The organism is Streptomyces viridochromogenes DSM 40736 (assembly GCF_000158955.1).
GTDB lineage: Bacteria > Actinomycetota > Actinomycetes > Streptomycetales > Streptomycetaceae > Streptomyces > Streptomyces venetus.
This window is the reverse complement of sequence record NZ_GG657757.1, coordinates 2051556-2052586: the sequence shown is the minus strand read 5'-3', so window position 1 is coordinate 2052586 and position 1031 is coordinate 2051556. Positions and strand designations below refer to the sequence as shown.

Here is a 1031-nt window from a genome sequence, read left to right as displayed (position 1 = left end):
GGGCGGAGAGGGCAGGGCTGGAGTCGGGGGTGGGAGTGGAGGTGGGGGTGTCCGAACTTGTCGCGGAGGCCGCGTTGTTGCAGGCGCGACTCGACTGGTTTCAGGCTCAACTGGCCCGGCTGGGGGAGCGCGGGGACGGCGGGACGCCGCAGGGGTAGCGGGGGGTGGGCCGGGTACTCGGGGGTTCCTACGTCGAGAGGAGGCGGAACACCGTGACCGGGACCATGGATCAACGGGCCGTGCGCGACGAGCACCACTCCGTGGGCGAGCTCGTCTCACAGGCCGCGGAGCAGCTCTCCCGGCTCGTGCGGCAGGAAGTGGCTCTTGCCAAGGAGGAGCTGGCCGAGAAGGGGCGGCGTGCGGGCCGTGGTGGTGGGCTGCTCGGGGCGGCGGGTGCGGTCGCCTACGCCGGGTTCCTCGCGCTGGCCGGTACGGGCATCGCCGCGCTGTCGCTGGTGCTGTCCGTCTGGGCCGCGGCGCTCATCATCACGGGTGTGCTGTTCGTGATCGCGGGCGTGCTGGCCGCGATCGGCCGGGGACAGCTGCGGCGGGCCACGCCTCCCACGCCTGAGGAGGCGCTCGGCAGTGTCAGGGCGGACGTGGAGGAGATCAAGGAAAGGGCGCATCGATGACGGAAGCGACGGGTGGGGCCAAGGGGCCCGACGAGCTGCGGCAGCAGATCGAGCGGACCCGGAACGAACTCGGGGACACGGTGGAGGAGTTGGCGGGGAAGGCGGACGTGAAGGGGCGTGCGCGGGCCCGGGCGGCCGATCTCCGGGACAAGGCCGGGGCGATGACGGTGCAGTTGCGGAGCAGCGCCGCGCAGGCTGGGCACACGGTGCAGGACAAGGCGACGCACACGGGGCCTCGGCCGGTGCGCAGTGTCGTGCGGGCCGGGATGCGGCATCCGGGGCCGGTACTGGTCGCGGGGGCGGCCGCGGGGGCGGCGGTGGTGGCGGTCGAGGTGTTGCGGCGGCGGCATCAGCACGGGCATCGCTGGCGTTGAGGGTCTAGGCGCGGGGGTGGGGCGG

2 protein-coding genes are annotated in these 1031 nt (G+C 73.7%); both read left to right on the top strand.

What is annotated here, in order from left to right:
* Positions 1-212 precede the first annotated feature (212 nt).
* A complete protein-coding gene (locus SSQG_RS08990; RefSeq protein ID WP_003989420.1) occupies positions 213-632 on the top strand; it encodes a phage holin family protein in 420 nt (139 codons plus the stop codon).
* Positions 629-1006 (top strand): DUF3618 domain-containing protein, encoded by a 378-nt coding sequence (locus SSQG_RS08985; RefSeq protein WP_003989419.1) that lies wholly within the window; start codon positions 629-631, stop codon positions 1004-1006. The genes SSQG_RS08990 and SSQG_RS08985 overlap by 4 nt, the downstream gene beginning before the upstream one ends.
* The last annotated feature ends 25 nt before the right edge of the window (positions 1007-1031 follow it).

Coding starts and splice junctions, on each gene's coding strand:
- SSQG_RS08985 (WP_003989419.1), top strand. CDS start 629: ATGACGGAAGCGACGGGTGGGGCCAAGGGGCCCGACGAGCTGCGGCAG.